The sequence below is a fragment of the Paenimyroides ceti genome, assembly GCF_030409925.1.
In genome coordinates, this window is the sequence record NZ_JAUFQU010000089.1 from 1 (window position 1) to 12,850 (window position 12,850).

At 32.1% G+C, this 12,850-nt stretch carries 20 protein-coding genes and 2 pseudogenes; 17 read left to right on the forward strand and 5 right to left on the reverse strand.

The annotated features are described in order from the left end of the window. Positions 1–14 precede the first annotated feature (14 nt). Positions 15–386, reverse strand: a complete 372-nt coding sequence (locus QW060_RS26830) for an MFS transporter (protein ID WP_290365578.1) — start codon at positions 384–386, stop codon at positions 15–17. Then, positions 365–523 carry a hypothetical protein gene (locus QW060_RS26835; RefSeq protein WP_290365579.1) on the reverse strand — a complete coding sequence of 53 codons (159 nt, stop codon included), beginning with the start codon at positions 521–523 and terminating at the stop codon, positions 365–367. Before QW060_RS26835 ends, QW060_RS26830 begins: the two co-directional genes overlap by 22 nt. A 364-nt stretch (positions 524–887) precedes the next feature. Between QW060_RS26835 and QW060_RS26840 the strand changes: the two genes are divergently transcribed. The 14 genes and pseudogenes from QW060_RS26840 (at position 888) to QW060_RS26905 (ending at position 8,511) form a co-directional block, all read left to right on the forward strand. Beyond that, positions 888–1,205, forward strand: a complete 318-nt coding sequence (locus QW060_RS26840; protein ID WP_290365580.1) for a hypothetical protein — start codon at positions 888–890, stop codon at positions 1,203–1,205. Next, the gene (locus QW060_RS26845; RefSeq protein WP_290365581.1) at positions 1,135–1,665 is read left to right on the forward strand and encodes a TraG/VirB4 family ATPase; all 531 of its coding nucleotides are present in this window, start codon (positions 1,135–1,137) and stop codon (positions 1,663–1,665) included. The genes QW060_RS26840 and QW060_RS26845 overlap by 71 nt, the downstream gene beginning before the upstream one ends. Next, positions 1,640–2,278: a TraG/VirB4 family ATPase gene (locus QW060_RS26850; RefSeq protein ID WP_290365582.1), complete on the forward strand. Its 639-nt coding sequence runs from the start codon at positions 1,640–1,642 to the stop codon at positions 2,276–2,278. Before QW060_RS26845 ends, QW060_RS26850 begins: the two co-directional genes overlap by 26 nt. 78 nt (positions 2,279–2,356) lie before the next feature. Continuing rightward, positions 2,357–2,731, forward strand: coding sequence for a hypothetical protein (locus tag QW060_RS26855; protein WP_290365583.1), 375 nt, complete (start codon positions 2,357–2,359; stop codon positions 2,729–2,731). A 224-nt stretch (positions 2,732–2,955) separates the two neighbouring features. Further along, positions 2,956–3,285, forward strand: coding sequence for a hypothetical protein (locus QW060_RS26860; RefSeq protein WP_290365584.1), 330 nt, complete (start codon positions 2,956–2,958; stop codon positions 3,283–3,285). 26 nt (positions 3,286–3,311) lie between these two features. Beyond that, positions 3,312–3,614 (forward strand): hypothetical protein, encoded by a 303-nt coding sequence (locus QW060_RS26865; RefSeq protein ID WP_290365585.1) that lies wholly within the window; start codon positions 3,312–3,314, stop codon positions 3,612–3,614. A 1-nt stretch (position 3,615) separates the two neighbouring features. After that, on the forward strand, positions 3,616–4,113 hold the full coding sequence (locus QW060_RS26870; protein WP_290365586.1) for a hypothetical protein: 498 nt from the start codon (positions 3,616–3,618) through the stop codon (positions 4,111–4,113). Between the two features lie 138 nt (positions 4,114–4,251). Next, complete coding sequence (locus tag QW060_RS26875) at positions 4,252–4,857, forward strand: hypothetical protein (RefSeq protein ID WP_290365587.1); 606 nt, start codon at positions 4,252–4,254, stop codon at positions 4,855–4,857. A gap of 20 nt (positions 4,858–4,877) precedes the next feature. Further along, positions 4,878–5,282, forward strand: a complete 405-nt coding sequence (gene traM / locus QW060_RS26880) for a conjugative transposon protein TraM (protein WP_290365588.1) — start codon at positions 4,878–4,880, stop codon at positions 5,280–5,282. 65 nt (positions 5,283–5,347) lie between these two features. After that, a complete protein-coding gene (locus tag QW060_RS26885) occupies positions 5,348–5,617 on the forward strand; it encodes a hypothetical protein (protein ID WP_290365589.1) in 270 nt (89 codons plus the stop codon). Further along, positions 5,589–6,073, forward strand: a pseudogene (locus tag QW060_RS26890) (DUF4138 domain-containing protein). The gene QW060_RS26885 and the pseudogene QW060_RS26890 overlap by 29 nt, the downstream one beginning before the upstream one ends. Before the next feature lie 11 nt (positions 6,074–6,084). Beyond that, positions 6,085–6,633, forward strand: a complete 549-nt coding sequence (locus QW060_RS26895) for a hypothetical protein (protein WP_290365316.1) — start codon at positions 6,085–6,087, stop codon at positions 6,631–6,633. 43 nt (positions 6,634–6,676) lie between these two features. Then, a complete protein-coding gene (locus QW060_RS26900) occupies positions 6,677–7,621 on the forward strand; it encodes a hypothetical protein (protein ID WP_290365591.1) in 945 nt (314 codons plus the stop codon). 470 nt (positions 7,622–8,091) lie between these two features. Continuing rightward, positions 8,092–8,511, forward strand: a complete 420-nt coding sequence (locus QW060_RS26905) for a hypothetical protein (RefSeq protein WP_290365592.1) — start codon at positions 8,092–8,094, stop codon at positions 8,509–8,511. A 233-nt stretch (positions 8,512–8,744) separates the two neighbouring features. On the opposite strand, the gene QW060_RS26910 is transcribed toward QW060_RS26905, so the two are convergent. The 3 genes from QW060_RS26910 to QW060_RS28835 all read right to left on the reverse strand — a co-directional run bounded on the left by QW060_RS26910 (position 8,745) and on the right by QW060_RS28835 (position 9,161). Next, a complete protein-coding gene (locus QW060_RS26910; RefSeq protein WP_290365593.1) occupies positions 8,745–8,870 on the reverse strand; it encodes a hypothetical protein in 126 nt (41 codons plus the stop codon). Positions 8,871–8,944: 74 nt separating this feature from the next. Then, the gene (locus QW060_RS28830) at positions 8,945–9,052 is read right to left on the reverse strand and encodes a transglycosylase SLT domain-containing protein (RefSeq protein ID WP_397386149.1); all 108 of its coding nucleotides are present in this window, start codon (positions 9,050–9,052) and stop codon (positions 8,945–8,947) included. Beyond that, complete coding sequence (locus QW060_RS28835; RefSeq protein WP_397386150.1) at positions 9,033–9,161, reverse strand: transglycosylase SLT domain-containing protein; 129 nt, start codon at positions 9,159–9,161, stop codon at positions 9,033–9,035. The genes QW060_RS28830 and QW060_RS28835 overlap by 20 nt, the downstream gene beginning before the upstream one ends. Positions 9,162–9,519: 358 nt before the next feature. Between QW060_RS28835 and QW060_RS26920 the strand changes: the two genes are divergently transcribed. The 3 genes and pseudogenes from QW060_RS26920 to mobC form a co-directional block, all read left to right on the forward strand. Next, a complete protein-coding gene (locus QW060_RS26920) occupies positions 9,520–9,750 on the forward strand; it encodes a hypothetical protein (protein ID WP_290365319.1) in 231 nt (76 codons plus the stop codon). A gap of 94 nt (positions 9,751–9,844) precedes the next feature. After that, positions 9,845–10,069, forward strand: coding sequence for a hypothetical protein (locus tag QW060_RS26925; RefSeq protein WP_290365595.1), 225 nt, complete (start codon positions 9,845–9,847; stop codon positions 10,067–10,069). Between the two features lie 190 nt (positions 10,070–10,259). Then, positions 10,260–12,015: pseudogene (gene mobC, locus QW060_RS26930) on the forward strand (conjugal transfer protein MobC); the annotation flags it as partial. Positions 12,016–12,850: the final 835 nt, after the last annotated feature.

Consider the following 12,850-nt stretch of genomic DNA (forward strand, 5'->3'; position numbering starts at 1 on the left):
TTGAATGGTATTTTTTACACATTTGATTTAATATTTCTACATTTTTTGAGAATATTGAATTTCTTGAGAAATACAAACGATAATAAAGCACCTGTCATTGCCATTCCGGCACCCATCAAAACAGAAGTATTATACGAGTATCCTATAATAATCGGGATTCCGCCTAAATAAGCTCCCAAAGTGTTTCCTATGTTAAAACTTGCCTGCCCGGCAGAGGCTGCGAGGGTTTCTGCTCCCTGAGCATTTCTGATCAGCATCATTTGCAAAGGAGAACCAATCGTAAAGGCTACCAGTCCGGTTATAAAAGCCATGATATAAGCCATTATGTTGATATGAGCTGTAAAATAAACTATAATCAGACATACTACCATAGACGACAAACACAAATAATAGCTGCTTTTGTGGGAGAGATGCTGTCAGAAAGTTTACCTCCTAAAATATTCCCAAAAAACATTCCTGTGCCTACAAGAATCATAATATAAGGAATGTTGTCAGCAGGAACTTTAGAAACATTAATAGACATGGGAGCTATATAGCTGATCCATGCAAGACTTTTCTACCGCTAATTATAAATTCTTTCAAAGTAACGGTGACATATTTGGGTTTGATCTCAATTTCGATCACGTTTACAATCAAATTATTTTATAGATGATAGTAAAAAACATACTCGGGATTTAGAAAAACGAAATGAACAACTTGAAAAATCACAGAAGTTTTCCAACGAAAATAAAATCGGATTTGATCAAACCAAAATAATTATTGAAGATGTAATTAATGAAAGAGATCATGTTCAAATCATTCGTGGTCATAATAATATTATAGCCATTGCAGGGAATATTGAAGATTTAAAAGTACGCTCTAATCAAATTATTCAGAAGTGTAGAGAATTGGATATTAAAGCCTATTTGCCTATTTCCAATTATCTGAATGCGACTTTTAATTACTCATTTCCTTTATTCTCGCAGTATTTTTCCAATAAACAAACCTATAGGGCAAATTTAAATTTAGCGGTTTCATTGTTTAATAATACAACCAATTATAAGAATGATGACGAAGGAATTTTATTTAATTCTCGCTTTAATTCAAATATTCCTGTGCGTATCGATACTTGGGACGAAGAAAAGAAGTACATGAATGCCCGGAATTTCTTTGTGGTTGCGCCTACGGGATATGGTAAATCTTTCTTGGCAAATCATATTTTTTAGAAATTTTAATGAGCAAAATAACAGTAAAACAGTAATTATAGATTTAGGTGGATCTTATAAAAAGCTTTCAGCTCTTTATCCCGATACAGCGTATATCACTTATCAAGAAGGTCAAAGTTTAGGTATAAACCCCTTTTTAATACAAGGGGAAATTACTTCCAAAAAAGTAGAAGAATTAACGCTATTCGTTCAAACGCATTATAGAAGAGATAAAGTAGCTAGCCAAAAAGAGAGTACCGCTCTTAAAAAAATCATTGAGCATTATTATCTATCAAAACAGAAAGATGGGGATTCGTACTTCTCTTTTTTAGACTTTATTGATTTTGTAGAAAAATCTAAGGATAAATTGTTGTTTGATCTAGAGATTGATACGGAGTATTTTGATTTACGAGAGTTCTTGTTCTTATTGTCTGATTTCAGAAAAAACGGATTGTATGATTTTTCTCTATCGGGAAGATGAAAATACAATTATCCAGTCTTTAATGGATAAACGAATTATTGTTTTTGAATTAGACGAAATTAAAGATAATGAGTTGCTACTTACAATTATGCTTCAGTTGATCGGAATTACCATTGAGGACATTATTTGGAAGGATAAATCTACAAGAGGTTATATATTTTTCGATGAATTTGCTAAGCAATTAAAGTTTGAAGGGGTTCTGAATAAGGTGGAATATTTCTTTCAAGCCGTACGAAAACAAAATTCTGCTATTGGAATTGTGTTACAATCTATAACCCAATTACCTGAAAATACAACAGCTCGTTCCATTATAGAAAATACACAAATGTTATACGTGTTGAATGCTAAGGATTATCGGGAAATTCAAAGGCGTTTTCATTTGTCCGAGCATGCTTACAACGAATTAGTATCTATACAAAGTAATTTTTCTGCTGAACAACCGTATTCTGAAGTGTTTATCATGCGTGGAAATGTACACGGCGTTTATCGATTGGAAACACCACCTGAAGTATTTTGGGCATACCAAACCGAAGGTAATAAGAATCAGCAGCTAATGAACTATTACGAAGAGTGTGGCGATATGGAAAAAGCCATTGCAAAAATGATTAGTTAATGAATTATGTAAAAAATAAGCTATGAAAAGAATTTTTTACTCGTTGCATTATTAGTAGGAATTAGTAGTAATGCACAAATGATTACCGTTACAGAAGCACCTGCTACAGATATTTTGTTGGGGGAACAAATCGCTGATGGGCTGAAAAGCCTGCAAGTATCAATGGATAATTATGAATTGGTAAAAACCAACGTTCAGAAAATTGAAAAAGTTAATTCGTACGTCGGTCAGTTACAACTCATATCTGATATGATCGATCGGCAACAAGAAGCTATCAAAAGTGCGCAACAGGTTGAGAAGTTGGCAAAAAATATTAAAAATGCTTCTACAGCTAAGGCAACAATAAATTCTGTTTCCAATTCACTCACTGCAATTAATAATTCAGCGAAGATGATTAATAAAATTACTTCGTCAGGATTTTTTAATATGACCGATAAGGAACGAACGAATTGATATGTTGGAAAAAGAAAATCAAGTATATCATCAAACGCAAGAAAAATAAAAACCAAGCTATACATTCTTAAAAATCTGTAGATGGAGGCATTTGATTTTTCTTTTATCAATAGTATAAGACAATCAATAGAAAGTGAGAACATTTAAACTATACCATTACAGGTTTTAAAGCGTTTGCAATTGCCTTATTAGGATTTAAATACTTAGGTAAGTACTTTCAGACTATGGATCATGAAGAGCCTAGATTGGGAGGCTTTATGGAAGTTTTAGGAGCTGGTATGATTATTATTTCTGCCGATTGGATTATTGATATGATTGAAAATATATTCTCTCAAATCGATGATTCTATAACAACTAAAACAGTTCCTTTCAATACAGAAGTATTTACCAATGCTATGTTAGAACTCCAAATGCTTCAGGATGGCTGTTCTGGGTTTGATTGCTTAAATGTCTTTATTGATTCGTTCGTCGCGAATTGTATTATTGTAATCTTTTATGCGATTTATTGCTTTTTATGGGTGTTAGATAATTTGGTTTACGGATTCTCTATTTGATAGAGCGAGTATTTCTAATTCAAATTATGAGATTCGTTTTTCCACTAGCGATTGTCTTTTCTCAGCTCGACGGTACAAAAGATTTTTTTTACCGTTGGATTAAAAAGTATGTAGGAATTTTAATATTGCCTATACCGTATATGGCCATATTTCATTTGTCAAATTTAGTAATGACACATACATCACAAATTCAAAGCATCAACCCTGATGATCCTTCCAATTTAACGAAAAGATTATTGATGTATATAGCAGGACTGGGCATATCATTTTTCTTGAAAATTAAATTATTTGCAGCTACCAAACGATTGGTAGAAAATTTATTCAATTAGTATGAAAGTAGGAGAAAATATATTTAACAAACTCAAAAGAAATAATGCAGCTATTTACGCAATGGCTATTATTACAGTGCTTTCTGTAGTATCATCTGCATATTTCAGTTACCAAACCTATCTACATAGTCGGAACCACGTGTATGCCATTGATAGCAAAGGGCAAATGCTTCCACTTACTTTAATTGATGAAAAGAAAGATCGAATCCGTCAAGTAATGGCAAATGCAGATTTATTTGTCAATTATGCCTACGATATTGATGCTTTTAATTACAAAGACAAAAAAGAAAAATTAGCATGGTTGTTAGATAACAACGTGATTCGAATCTTTAAGAACAAAGAAAACGCAGGATATTACAATCAATTACTTCAGTATAACATCATTCAACACGCAAAAGTACTTCCTGAAACGATGAAATGGGTGGAAGAAAATGGGAAATATACGCTTCGTTTTCTTTCACAAATTCAGATAATCAATACAGGACAAAAACAAGTATAAAACATAGAAATTAAACTATCTATGATTGATGTTTCAATCAATTATCCTTACAACCCTTATGGGCTTTTGATAGTTGATTATGTAGAAGAAAATAAGGTTTTAATTCAAGATGTTGAACAGCTTAAAGAAATGGAATAGATGAATTGGGATATTAGAAACTTAAGTGAAGAAGATAAACGGAAGTATATTGTTTATGCCATTTTTGGTATTGTTTCCATAGGTGTTATTGGGGTTGGTTTCTCTTTTGTATCAGGAAAAGATACTGCAAATAAAGAAGTAAATTCAATAGATATCCCATTGTCTGAAGAGAAAGAACAATATGAAAATAGATTACAAGCATTACAGAAATTTGATACCGTTAAAGGAGATCCAAACCAAAGAATGACCCAGTTTTTTGCAAGAAAAAAAACAGATGATATTGAAGATAATATGGATTATTTCAACCAGACAAAATCGGGCAGTAGTGTCGGTTCAAATTATGAACCTATTCATCAAAAAGTAGATAATACCACACCGGCTCAACCATCTAATTACAATAGATACGGGAACTCATCTATGTGGCAGGTTGAAGAACCAGTGAATAATAATATAGGCTATTCTTCCGCAAATAAGAACGAATATATAGAGAACCGGGTTCAGCAAATTGAACAGCGAACAACTGTGCAAACAACTGAAACCTACGTGAATAATGTGAGTACCGTTCAACAATCAAAAAAGATTTATTTGAAAAAGGAAAACAGGTAGGTAACAGTACCATAAAAGCAGTGGTAAGAGGAACACAAGAAGTGAAAAATGGACAAACCTTACGGTTTCAAACCAATGAAGAAGGCGTAGTTAATGGAACTAAGATACCACGGAACACTTCTCTTTTTGGCATTGTACGATTCAATCAATACCGTGCTGAGATTGTCATTGAAACAGCGAATATAAATGGATCTATCATTCCAATTAACTTAATGGTTTACAGTAATGATGGCTTAAAGGGAATTCCTATTTCTATGGATGAAACTTTAAAACAAGGAAGAAATACTGCCGTTGATCATGTTGCAAGGCGTGGAGGAATATTAGGAAAAGCAGGTAATGTAGTAGGAAGTGTGGTTTCAAATAAAGTAAAAGAACGTTCGGTAAAATTTATAGATAATCAAAAAGTATTATTAATTCAGAAATGATGAAGTTATTAATTACACTATTGATGTTGGGATTAGCAATAAATACTAATGCACAACTAAGAACATTGAAAGCATCAACGGATAAGTTTATCACCGTTCAGTTTCCTGCTAAAGTAGATTTTTATCAAAATTCAGTTTCTATTCACGATAAAATAGGAATTAGACAAGTAGATGATATTTTGTTTATTCAGTTTTTAGAGCCAAATGTTCAAGAAACAAACCTTTTTGTAAAAACAGTTGATAATAAAACCTATAATTTTTTGCTTCAATACGATAATGATCCGCAAGAACTCATTTTAAAGGTTGATGAGACAAATCAAAAATACATCGGTTAGTCAAGTGCCAAGCCCAAATAAATCAAATAATAATGAAACCATAAGCCAAAGGCTATTAAAAGAATCGGGTTATATCAAAAACCGAAACATCACATCTTATAAGAATATAAAGCTCATTTTAAAAGGTGTTTACGTGAATCATAACAAGATTTACATTTTAATGCGAATCGACAATAACAGTAATATTAATTATGATGTAAACGCATATAAGTTTTATATCACCAATGATAAGGGTATAGCTACCAGTGAACAAACAATAGATGTGAATATTGTAAATCTAACTCCAGATAGTAAAGTGATTCCAAAGGGAAAAATGACATCGTTTTTATGTTCGATAAATTTTCTGTAGGTGATGATAAACAATTGCTTTTTGAATTAACTGAAAAAAATGGAGATCGAAATTTAAATTTTAAAATTATCTCTTCATTGATAGATAACGCCCGGAATTACAATTAAAATATTGAATTATGAGAAAGACACTTTTATTCCTTTTCGGACTTTTATATTCCTCTACCTTCGCCCAATCGCATTATGCTGGGCAGTACAGTTTAGGATTGAATTACGGCTTTGTAAACAAGGGAACAAACTACAATCTGAATGTTCAGAAGCTTATTGGCAATAAGTTTTTAGGTTTACGAGCTGACTTAGATCTTTTAAAACAAGACTATAATGTATCATTTTATGGTGTTGAACGATATCAGGGTAATTTCGAGAGTAAAAGAATTGGAATCGCAGGAACATATTCGTTAGAAAAGGTTATTCCACACCCGTTTTATGTACAGCTTTATCTAGGTGGTTTGTATAGTAACGAAAAATTAAAAAATTTTGGAATTATTCAAGATGTTTTACCTGTTTATAATAGTAACAATTTCGGAGCGTATGGCGGAGTTGAATTAGAATTGGTTGTGTTTCCCGCTTTCTCATTAACTGGTGGATTCAAATATCAAAATGTATTTCAATCTACCATTGATAAAGAACTTCTTTTTGGACAAGTCGGAGTAAAGATTAATTTTTAAAAAATGAATATAGAATTTGAATAATCCAATAAATTTTTAAGCTATGAATAAGATTTTTAAATTGTTTTTATGCTGTATGTTAATGATAAGCTGCGCTAATGATGAAGAGAATATCATTAATGGAAATTCTGATTATAAATTCCCTTTTGATATTGTTATAACTGGGGAAAGTAATCTGGTCAATAATATTCCCCTAGATGTATCTATACATCCTATAATATCAGGTGATATTGAAAATCCTAATCCTGATTATAAATTTAAATTCTCTTTGATGGATGCACAAGTTAATAACGGGGGAGTGTTACTTACAAAAGATACCTGGTTAAATTATGAAGAACTTACCGATGGTAAGTTGACATTAATTTTTAATTCTAACAACAATAGTTCTGCTCAAACGCTTACTGTAACTATGAAAAACAGTCAAGGTTATGAAACAAGTCAGACAAAATCGTTTGGTGTTTCGAATCAAGAACTAGATTTTGAATTGAGTCTTTTGGATAATCAGCTTAATCCTTTTCCTAATAATGTTGTCCCTTATGATCAGCGGGAAACCACTTTAATCAAAGTGGAGAATTTAGTAAGTACAAATACCATTACAGGTGTGAAATTTCAAACAAACGCTATTTTATCTGTAAATGGAATTCCAATTACCAATTCTACGATTATCCCTTATGAATCTGGTGTTTTTACTATTAAATATAAACCAGATAGTTATGGGGTGCAGCCTATAAATGTTATTGCAATTGATCAGCAAAATATTGAGTTAACTAAAGGCTTAATAGCTGATTTAAAATATAAAGTTTTCGATGCAAATTTTACGTGGGGAACTAGTTCTTCTGTAGCTACAAATACCAGTGATTTATTAGAGTTTTATGTAGTAGGTAATTGGAATTCTAGTCCTTATCATTTTACTAGAACTGGTGGAAGAACTGATAAATACATAAAAATAAACCTACAAAATATGACCCAGACGAAACATTTTATTTAGAATGTATTCGAACACCTAATACCCTTCTTAAATATTATGGGGGAAGTTCTAATGGAAATCAAAATACCGATCCATTGGATACAAATTGGCAAGGTCATTATATATTGGAAGAAGGTTCAAATTACGTCATATTAGATGCGAATTTTGTTGCTCAATCTTCAACAATATGGGGTTCTGGTACAGTAACTTTTAAACTAGTTAGTAGTAATGGGAACGAGAAAACTAAAAATTATAATATCAATGTCTATTTAAACGGATCTTTAAATTAAAATAATTGTTTATGAAAAAGCTAATTTTATTTTATTTCAGTCGCTTTCGCGCTTACTTCATGTAATGAAGATGATAATTTTGTACTACAAGAAAATAACATTTCTTCAATACAAATTCAAAGTTCTTTTGTTTCAACAGATAAAAATGAAATCCCAGTAGATTTTACTTTTTATCCTGGTATCGATGTGCAATCGGTTACTATGAATATTGATTTCGATGGAATTGTAAAAGTAAATGGTAGTACGGTAAACGGAAATTTTGTTTATCAATTGAATGATGACATCACCTTAACTCCGAATAACTATGGGCGAACAACCGCAATATTTTCTTTACCGGAACATAGAGTAGATACAAAAAAAGATTTTTATACGATCGAATCAAACGGTCAGCCTTATGTATTTGTAAATAATTTAATCAACCGAGCACCCGAACACTCTAATGGTAAAATTTACTACGAGACAACCGATGGTAGTTCATATTCTGTAAATAAAGTACAGGTTGTGGTGGTAAGTGCGCAACCATTTGATTTTACAATTACCGAAAATAAACCAATTTTAAACACATCTACTACCATTTCCAAGGAACGGAGATGCTATCTTCTTTCGAATTGGGATTATTAAATCAAAATTATGGTTCAAACAGTTTCACATTTAATTTTGTAAACGGTCATGAAGTTGAGTATCCATTCAACTATGTGAAAACGTACACAAAATAATTATTAAAATAAAAGAGCGAATTTACCGCTCTTTTATTTTGTAATAATATACATTCTTGGCAATGTAGTTATTTAGTATGTGTGGATTTGCAAATTTAAATAGTTCGTCCTTTTTTATTGATTGTGGTTTTTCGTTTCTTATAATCTGAAAATCAAAAAGGAATACTTAAAATACATAGGTTTCATTTTATGTTCCTTGTAGAAATTGAAAATGTAATTAATAGCTATAAATGTAGGTACGTATGCTTGAGTTTCCCTTGGCATATATGGTCTTAATTTCCAATAGTTCCTTGATTTGTGTTTTCTAATTAAAGCATCAATTCGCCCTGGTCCACAATTTAAGCGGAGATTGCTAAATTCCAGTCTCCAAATTTCGTGTATAATTCTTTTAAATATCGGGCTGCTGCATCGGTGGAAGCTACGGGGTCATAATACAAAATCAACATATTGGTTATGGTATAACCCGTATTGTTTACCAGTGGCTGGCATAAATTGCCAAATACCTTTAGCTCCGGCATGCGATATGGCACGAGGGTTAAGATTCGATTCTACAATAGCTAAATATTTTAGTTCGTTGGGTAAACCGTATTGGATTAATTTAGATTCAAACATTGGAAAATAGTAGGTAGAAAGACCTATTATTTTGGGGATCCATTTATACTCTAGATTTTTTCACATAAAAATAGGTAACATCATTATACTCGATATTTAATAATGTTATATTATTTAAATAAGTAAATTTATTTTTATAATTATTTAATGATAACTCATTATAAAAGTTTGTATTTTCGCTAAATTGTATACTATTAAGAAATTCTTTGTCATTTTTTAAAAATATGGTGTCCTGTGTTTGCGAATAGCTTTTAACTAAATGGATTATTAAAACGTATATGATTAAAATAATTTTTTTCATATGAAAATTAACAAGTTTAGAAAAGAGAAAAAACTGACTCAAAAACTGATTTCTGAAAACATTGGATGTCACCATAAGACTATTGCTTATATGGATAGCCGTATGGATTCACATATAATGGTACAATATTTAAAATTTCTTCGTCAAAACAGTTTTGATCTCAATGAATTCTTTGATCAAGAAATTACACTTAAACAAAATGATCCACCAGAAAAGGTTACTCAAATATAACTTTTTTTCGTTTTCAATTGTTAAAAAAAGGAGTCTATATCTAGTTTTTTATTATATTTAGTATTCTCAAAAGAAGTTAATATAATTTTATACCATGAAGGTAAAACCTTTTATTTTTTTAATTATTATTTTTTTATTGATAAGCTTATTGTCTTTAGCTTTTTTGGAAATTCCTGTAATTATTCAAAATATCATCTATTTTGTATTTGGTTTAATAGGGGCTTATTTCGTATTTAATCATTACTTTTTAGGAATGAGCGAAGAGGAGAAAAAGAATTGGAACATCAATATGGATCTATTTAAAAAAGAAAAAGAGTAATAATTAAAGCCTTGCCTTATGCTGATTTCATGTAAAGAGTGTAACCATAATGTTTCAGATCAAGCAACCGCTTGCCCCAATTGTGGATTCCCCTTGCGTAAAATTAAGCCAATAGTGAAATCCAAAGAAGGATTATTTTTAAAGTCAATGAATTTCGGCTGTATACTTTTTATAATTTTCGTGGTTTTACTTAGGAACAAAGGGCGTAAAGAATGAGAAGATAACCTGGTCTAAAATTTATGTGGCTTTGGGTGTTGGCTTTGTGCTATTCTTCCTGAACACACCGTTGTTAAAGCTATCCCCGGTAATAGGCACATTTCTGTATATCCTTACTATCTCATTAGGGTATATCGCCTTGTTGATGGCAGGCGTATGGATGAGCGATTGCTCCGTACTAACCTAATGGATGATGTTTTTAATAATGAGAACGAGAGCTTTCAGCAAGAAACAAAGCTGATGGAAAATGAATATTCCGTTAACCTACCCACCAAATTTTACTACAAAGGAAAATGGAACAACGGTTGGATAAACATCGTAAATCCTTTCAGGGCATCAATCGTGTTGGGTACTCCGGGTTCCGGAAAATCGTATGCAATCGTAAACAATTACATCAAGCAACAGATAGAGAAAGGCTTCAGTATGTACATCTACGATTTCAAGTTTGATGACCTTTCAACCATTGCCTACAATCATTTACTAAAGCATCGGGATAAGTACAAAGTTCAGCCCAAATTTTACGTCATTAACTTTGACGACCCACGTAAGAGCCACCGTTGCAATCCACTCAATCCCGACTTTATGACGGACATTTCAGATGCTTACGAAGCAGCATATACCATAATGCTAAACCTCAACAGGTCGTGGATACAAAAGCAAGGGGATTTTTTCGTGGAAAGCCCAATTATTCTTTTGGCTGCTATTATTTGGTATCTGAAAATCTATGAGGATGGCAAGTATTGTACATTTCCTCACGCTATTGAATTACTGAACAAAAAGTATTCGGACGTATTTACTATTTTGACATCATATCCTGATTTAGAAAACTACCTATCGCCCTTTATGGATGCGTGGCAAAGTGGCGCACAAGACCAGTTGCAAGGACAAATAGCATCGGCTAAAATTCCGTTGTCAAGAATGATCTCTCCACAATTGTACTGGGTAATGACAGGCGATGATTTTTCTTTAGACATCAACAATCCAAAAGAACCAAAAAACTTTGTGTAGGAAACAATCCCGACCGACAAAACATCTACTCCGCAGCATTGGGATTGTACAATTCCAGAATTGTAAAGCTCATCAACAAAAAAAGGCAATTAAAAAGTTCGGTTATCATAGATGAGTTGCCAACAATCTACTTCAGAGGGCTGGATAACCTTATTGCAACCGCCCGTAGCAATAAAGTAGCAGTTTGTCTGGGCTTTCAGGATTTCTCTCAATTGATACGGGATTACGGAGACAAGGAAGCTAAAGTTATCCAAAATACTGTAGGTAATATTTTTAGTGGTCAGGTTGTTGGCGAAACGGCAAAAAGCCTTTCGGAACGGTTCGGAAAAGTATTGCAAAAACGCCAGAGTTTGACCATTAACCGAAATGATAAATCAACTTCTATTTCTACGCAATTGGATAGTCTGATACCTGCATCCAAAATCTCAACATTGACACAAGGTATGTTTGTCGGTTCTGTATCGGATAACTTCGATGAACGTATCGAGCAAAAGATATTTCACGCTGAAATAGTAGTAGATAATGAAAAGGTAGCTACCGAAACCGAAGCCTATCAAAAGATACCGCAAATCTTGTCTTTTGTAAATGAGCAGGGCGAGGATAAAATGAAGCAGGAAATTGAGAGTAATTACAAGCAGATAAAATCAGACATCCTGAATGTTGTTAAAAACGAAATTGAACGCATTAAGAATGACCCAAACTTACAGCATTTGGTTCAATAGAAGCGCAATTTAACAAGACATAACAGAAATATCTTAAAGACAAACACTGGCACGGAAAAATTTTAGCCAACCCAAATTTGGCACATTTGATTTTTGTTGAAATGTCTTATTAACACTTAAAAAGACATAAGTGTCAATTAATCGTTTGAATCATAAAGACATATAAAAATAGATATGGAATTAAATAAAATAAAAATAAATCTGTTAATACTTCGCATTTTGTAAGTGACATCAGATCAACTAACACCCACCTTACAATGTGCTATTTTTTCCAACGTATCCAGCACATAGAAACTTCACATTAAAAAAAGCATAAAAAAAATTGTGGTTTAAAAATTACTAGCTATATTTGCACTTGAAAACAGAAAAAAAAATGTACATTCATTATTATTATTATTATTATTGCGGGGTGATTTCACATACCGGGAGGAATAATTTTGATATAATCTAAAAGATATATTTGAAAGCCTCCCGAGAAATCAGGAGGCTTTTTTTATTGACATTAAACTAAAAAAACAAAATGAAATCATATAACAACACTATTATTATCAGCATTATTATTAGCTCGCCACCGTGAGAGATGCTGCTTTATGCCAAATTGTAAGCCTTTCTCATTTCGGGAAAGGCTTTTTTTATTCCCAAAAATCAATTATCAACTCAATAAAAAAAATAAATATGTATTCAAACAACGAAACAGTCCTTTTTTTGGACGGAAAATTTGTAAAGGCTAACGAATCTACAACCGATTTGTACAGTCAAACGCTTCATTATGGCTACGGTGCATTTGAAGGTATTCGTTCTTATGAAACCAAAAATGGAACTAAAGTATTTAAAG